The sequence below is a fragment of the Flintibacter sp. genome (assembly GCF_046973065.1).
The window spans coordinates 25,129-29,880 of sequence record NZ_JBKVXZ010000025.1 but is presented as its reverse complement, the minus strand read 5'-3'; the positions used below and the strand labels follow the sequence as shown (position 1 = coordinate 29,880).

General features: G+C 42.7%; 6 protein-coding genes. 1 reads left to right on the top strand and 5 read right to left on the bottom strand.

Features of this window, described 5'->3' with window-relative positions; all coding sequences use genetic code 11:
• On the top strand, positions 1–849 hold an 849-nt coding region (locus ACLTXB_RS10265; RefSeq protein ID WP_428226917.1), incomplete at its 5' end, for a DUF6076 domain-containing protein.
• 57 nt (positions 850–906) lie between these two features.
• On the opposite strand, the gene ACLTXB_RS10260 is transcribed toward ACLTXB_RS10265, so the two are convergent.
• The 5 genes from ACLTXB_RS10260 to ACLTXB_RS10240 form a co-directional block, all read right to left on the bottom strand.
• Positions 907–1,371, bottom strand: a complete 465-nt coding sequence (locus ACLTXB_RS10260) for a transposon-encoded TnpW family protein (protein WP_237948570.1) — start codon at positions 1,369–1,371, stop codon at positions 907–909.
• Complete coding sequence (locus ACLTXB_RS10255; protein ID WP_428226057.1) at positions 1,353–2,717, bottom strand: VapE domain-containing protein; 1,365 nt, start codon at positions 2,715–2,717, stop codon at positions 1,353–1,355. The genes ACLTXB_RS10260 and ACLTXB_RS10255 overlap by 19 nt, the downstream gene beginning before the upstream one ends.
• Positions 2,641–3,279, bottom strand: coding sequence for a CHC2 zinc finger domain-containing protein (locus ACLTXB_RS10250; RefSeq protein WP_428226040.1), 639 nt, complete (start codon positions 3,277–3,279; stop codon positions 2,641–2,643). Before ACLTXB_RS10250 ends, ACLTXB_RS10255 begins: the two co-directional genes overlap by 77 nt.
• A 142-nt stretch (positions 3,280–3,421) precedes the next feature.
• The gene (locus ACLTXB_RS10245; RefSeq protein ID WP_009269081.1) at positions 3,422–3,883 is read right to left on the bottom strand and encodes a hypothetical protein; all 462 of its coding nucleotides are present in this window, start codon (positions 3,881–3,883) and stop codon (positions 3,422–3,424) included.
• A 245-nt stretch (positions 3,884–4,128) separates the two neighbouring features.
• Complete coding sequence (locus tag ACLTXB_RS10240) at positions 4,129–4,710, bottom strand: hypothetical protein (protein ID WP_428226916.1); 582 nt, start codon at positions 4,708–4,710, stop codon at positions 4,129–4,131.
• Positions 4,711–4,752 lie beyond the last annotated feature (42 nt).

Here is a 4,752-nt window from a genome sequence, read left to right as displayed (position 1 = left end):
TTCTCCCGCCTGAATCGAAGCTATTTTGAGCAAAAACTTGCAGCCATCTTTTCCGAAGAATATATGGAGGATGCCAAAGCCTATTTGCAGCTCACTCAGCAGGAGCAGTTGATCTGTGCTTTGACTGGTCAGCATGGCAAGGCAACCATGCTCGTCCGAATAGTGCAGGTGCTGGGGCATTTGAGCTATTCTCTGGGGCAATACAAGGAAGCCTTGACAAAATTTGCAGAGCGGTTAAATGAACCCGGCTATGACCGTACCCCGGACGGTTATGCGGCGATGTTCGGGCAGTTCTTCAAAGGTGAGCCAACTCTGTCGCTGGATAACCCGGCCTGGATGACCCTAACCAATGCTTCGGTGCAGTATGTATCCGCCGTTCGGCCTGGAAAGACGGAGCCACAGTTGGTCAAGCGGATGCACTATGTCTCCTTTGTGGGAATGTTCCGTTCCGATCTGTTTGAGGGGCTTTGTGTGGGCCATGCGCCCAAGAAATGTCCCATCTGCGGCAGGTGGTTTCTCACCATTGACGCACGGCACACCAAATACTGCGGCGGTCTGGCCCCCGGCGACCAACGGGGACGGACGTGCCGACAAATCGGCAATCTGAGAGGCCGGGAGCAGCGGGAGCTTGCAGACGATCACCCCATTAAGGCGATTTATACCCGCCGGATGAACACCATTTTGCAAAGCACCCGCCGTGGAAAGCTGGATAAAGAAACGGCAGCAGCTATGAAAAAGCTGGCAAAAGATAAGATGCTCCGTGCGCTTTCAGATCAGCGTTATGCCAGCACTGTCTATGAGCAGGAAATGATCCAAGATGCACTGCTGAAAGCAGTACAAAAAAACTAAGCAACGAAACATCTGAAAGCTTTTGTCAAGGGGGTGCGTGGATATTTTTTATATTATTTACGCAGACTCTCTCTCTGCTTCTGCCTGAATAATGCGTTTCAATCTGTCCTCAGCAGTCAAACCGCTACTATGGTCAAAAAACACTTTGACTTTATAATTTGTTTTGCCTTGCTTAATCACAAAAACTCCATCCGGTTTGTTTTTCTCCGAATGGTTATTTGGGGTGGGTAGTGTACTGTTCACAATATTTGTCATACGATATTCCTCCTTAAATGAAAAAAGCCCGACAAGGAAAGGTCTGACAACGAAGTTCCGACAACGGACATCAGAAAACCTTTTTTCTTTATCGGGCGATACTATCTTTTTACTATTTCCTTTTTCTTTATAATATTGGTTGTCATGGTTGTCAGAAAGGGAAAAGTGCCGCAATATCAAGGCTTTCGGGATTTTTGCCCGACAACCAGACCGACAACCGGCTCGACAACCGAAGCGACAACGGGCTTTTATTTTTGCTTCAACCATTCTTCCGGAAGCCCTAACTGTTCCATTTCCTCTGTCGGGATTTCTTGAAAATCATCCATGCTGTTGTCAGGCTCGTTGTCGTTCCTGATACGCTCCCAGCCCTTTTGTCGGCGGTAAGGCTCTGGAAAATACCTCGGATTGCTGAACGCCCTCCAGCCTGTGACAGCGTTATTCATAATGTCATTGATCTCTCGCAGTTCCCATTGTTTCGGTTCGTCATAATCATGCCCCAGTGCTTCTTTGTAAAGCTGTTTGGAGCAAACTATGCTGCCGGAATAGCGTTCCAGATAGTCTAAAATCTGTCCTGCCTTAGTGTCCTCCGGCATAAAGTCCTTTTGGTGGGCTTTCAGATAAGCGTTCATAGCCGGACTGAATCTCAGACGGAAATTGCCGCTTCTGTAAATCTCCATAGCTTCTGCCCACATCTGATTGATATACGCTCTGGAAGCCTGTTCATCTGCCAAAATATGAACCTCAGCCCTTTCAGGATAGACCATAACCGGAACGAAGCGGCGGTTGCCTGTTCGGTCAAGGGGAAGAAAGTCAAGGGTATTAGAAGAACCTCCAAACACACATTGTCGTTTTCTGTCTGCCGGATGTGTTTCATACGGTATCTTATAGGTTTCCTTTTGGCGGCTCAGAAAGGACTTGATTTCTTCAATGCTCTTAGCGTTGGCGGTTGCAATCATTTCCGACATTTCAATAATCCAATGCCCCTGCATTTTGCGGTACACATTTTCATCATCCAGCTTTTTCAAGTCATCAGAGAACCAATCATCATTGACCGCAAGCAAACGGAAGAAAGAGGACTTTCCGGCTCCCTGACCGCCTACAAGACAGAGCATTACCTCAAATTTACACCCCGGCTGAAAGGCTCGTGAGATAGCACCCAACAGAAACAACTTCAATGCTTCATAGGTGTAATCATCTGTATCAGAACCGAGAAAGCGGTGCAGACAGAAGCGTATGCGTTCCGTTCCGTCCCATTGCAGGGCATTAAGAAAATCACAGACAGGGTGGTAACGGTTTTCGTTGGCAATAACCGCAACTGCGTCTATGATTTTCTTTTCTACGGTCAAACCATAGTTTTCTTCAAAATATAGGAGCAGATATTTCACATCCACATCCGTCAATGTCGGGCTGTCACGATACCAGCCGAGGGGCTTCACAATGTCGATTCTTTCGGTCAGAAGATTTTTTCGGATAGCCCCTTTCAAAAGCGGGTCATATTGCAGAACACGCTTATAATTTGCGGCAGTATTATAAACCTTACCTTTCTCGCTCTGCTCTAAGCTGTTTCGGATTTCTTCTACTGTGCATGGTTCTGTCTGCTGACAGTTCTGCAATTCGCTGTTCAAGTTTTAACACCTCCTTTCTCTGTTCTGCCACAAGTGCTTTTCGTTCCTCCAATGAACCATACAGAAGAATATCAAGCAGATATTCGATATAGTTCTTCTTATGCAGTGCTTCTGCAAACAGGGGATTCCATTCCTCATCCGGCTGTTTGGGAGCGTATTTCTTTTCCCATTCTCTAAGAAGATGAAAATAATCTGTCAGCACCTTGTAGCAATGATTTTCTTCTTTTTGATACTTCTGTTCCGGTGTCGGCTCACGAATACGAGGGCGAATACTGGGCTTTTGTCGGCTGTCATAGTTAAGACCAAAAGCTTCAGCAAGTTTGACAGCAGCTTCCCTCAGCCCGATACCGAATAGCTTCGCTGTCAGATCAACAGCGTCTCCGGTTGCTCCGCAGCCAAAACAGTAATAGCGTTCATCCAGCTTCATACTGGGGGATTTATCCGAGTGAAACGGACAACACGCCATACCTGTGCGACCCACTTTCAAGCTATAGGCTTCTGCGGCTTGTCGGGCAGTAACATTTTCTTTTACAACTTCAAATACATTCATGTGACTCCTTTCCTGAAACGAAAAAAGCACCTGTCATTTTCAAAGTGAAAACAGCAAGTGCTTTAAAGTTTCATATTTAATTTTAGGTGCAAAGAAGCAGGAGACCTTTTCAGATTTCCTGCTTCTTTTGAAGAAAATTAAATTATATAATTCCGGTTTGTTGAAGAAAGTCAATTACCTCATTAAACTGTTTCTTCTTACCAACATTCTTTAATATCAAAAGAATGATAGTAGAGATTGCAATTTGCATTATTTCAATAAATACCATTAAGAAAACACTTTTAAAAAGCAGCAATATACCTATGAGCCAAAACACCATTGGAATATAATAATACATATATTTCATATCTGTTCGGAGTTTTTTCTGTAATTGCAAAATGCAAGAATTATTATCATTTATAATTTTTACTTGTATCCAATATAGTGAATGACCTCGGAGTTTTTTTCCAGTGTAAAATAAATCAAAGCAATTATTACTTTCTATTTTGCATAGCATCAAATTATCGGAAACAACTTTTGATAACATATAACTTGAAGTATTGTTTTCGATTATAGGGATAATTGTATTTGAGGGAAGTTTGCTTTTTACAGTGTAGTGTTTCATGTGTTCTCGTAACCTCCACTTCTGCGATTTGGAGTGAAATCATTTCAAGAAATAACTTATCTCCATTATACTTCATCAACCTAAAGAATGGAAGATGTTTTCTTGCTCCCTAAAGCAAAAGCACCTGTCATTTTCAAAACGAAAATAGCAAGTGCCTTAAAGTTCCATATTCAATTTTGTGTGCAAAAAAGCAGGAGACCTTTTCAGATTTCCTACTTCTTCTAAATGATAATTATTTCGTCTAATTACTGAAAATCGGGAATTTCCTCACAAGGTTCTTCGTTATAGTAAGGTACGCCATTTTTGATTCCCATGCTGATTTTCAAATCCAAATCTTGATAGTAGCCTTCATACTGATAATCCGCCACTTCTTCTGATTCCTCTATCAATTTCTTCAGAGTTTCAGCAGCTTGCAAGCTCTCAGCATTGTTCAGACCACCAATCGCCGGTCCGCTGCTTCCCTCATACACTTCCAAGTAAATTTTTTCAGAAGATTCCGGCTCAACAAACAGAATATAAGAGTAAGCATCTTCAGAATTCTGCGTTTCATAATTAGGTTCTCCAAATAATGCACGCAGTCTGCCATAGGCGATGACCGATTCTAAATCTAAGTTCAAAAGCTTCCCGTTGCTTTCCGGTATACTTGTCAGGCTTGTGTCTTTTTTGAAATCAGATATTGTCATAGCATTTTCTCCTTCCGATACATTGTTCCCTAATGCACAACCGCTTAAGCACAGTGAAACAAGTAACATCAATGTTAATAGTTTTTTCATGATAGCTGTTACCTCTTTAAGATTCTCAAATAGTGTATCTCCATTATACTTCATCAACCTAAAGAATGGAAGATATTTTCTTGTTTCTTAAAGCAA

Coding starts and splice junctions, on each gene's coding strand:
- ACLTXB_RS10260 (WP_237948570.1), bottom strand. CDS start 1,371: ATGGTTGAAGCAAAAATAAAAGCCCGTTGTCGCTTCGGTTGTCGAGCC.
- ACLTXB_RS10250 (WP_428226040.1), bottom strand. CDS start 3,279: ATGAATGTATTTGAAGTTGTAAAAGAAAATGTTACTGCCCGACAAGCC.
- ACLTXB_RS10245 (WP_009269081.1), bottom strand. CDS start 3,883: ATGAAACACTACACTGTAAAAAGCAAACTTCCCTCAAATACAATTATC.
- ACLTXB_RS10240 (WP_428226916.1), bottom strand. CDS start 4,710: ATGAAGTATAATGGAGATACACTATTTGAGAATCTTAAAGAGGTAACA.